The sequence below is a fragment of the Vibrio sp. 970 genome (genome assembly GCF_033339075.1).
This window is the reverse complement of record NZ_JAWOTW010000494.1, coordinates 1-619: the sequence shown is the minus strand read 5'-3', so window position 1 is coordinate 619 and position 619 is coordinate 1. Positions and strand designations below refer to the sequence as shown.

The following is a 619-nucleotide window of genomic DNA, read 5'->3' as shown; positions in this document are numbered from 1 at the left end:
GCCATAATCGCGAGCGTTGGTCTTGCTCGTCTTGGCAGTGAGCCAAAAAACACCAAGCGATACAACACCAGTGGCAGCATAAAGAAGTAAATGCCGATACACATGATCGCGAGGGTTTCGGAAAATAGATTATGACCGAATTGCGAACCAGCCAACGAGCTACTGATTAATCCAACAGGGTAGAGAAACCAGCTCGGGACGATGTTCGACATTTTGAAGTTCATGAGCTGGAAGCCAAAAAACAGCACCATCATTGTAAAATGAAGCAGTACAGCTAAACACCAAAGGGGATAGGCAATGAGTGGTGCAACCGACGCGAGATAATCGGTCAGGATCAATAATGCCATACTCATTGGTGCCATTAAACTACCACTTAACGGGTGCTTAATATCCGCCATAAATAGGCGAGGATTGGTGGCGTACTTAATCAGAACGGGAGCGAGCAATAACGCGCCAAATGAAGCCAGAAAAGGACGAATTGGCGTACCAATATCGGGAACATAGAGCGCCCACGCTTGGCCAAGCCCGATCATACCCAGTGCCAGCGCCGCTTGAGAAGGCGGGACACTATAAAACTGCACAAGTCTTTTCCAGTTCAAATCTACTCCGAATTGATTTT

1 pseudogene is annotated in these 619 nt (G+C 47.3%); it reads right to left on the bottom strand.

Annotation, left to right across the window (positions count from 1 at the left end):
• Window positions 1-581: pseudogene (locus R7Q11_RS27500) on the bottom strand (tellurium resistance protein); the annotation flags it as partial.
• Window positions 582-619: the final 38 nt, after the last annotated feature.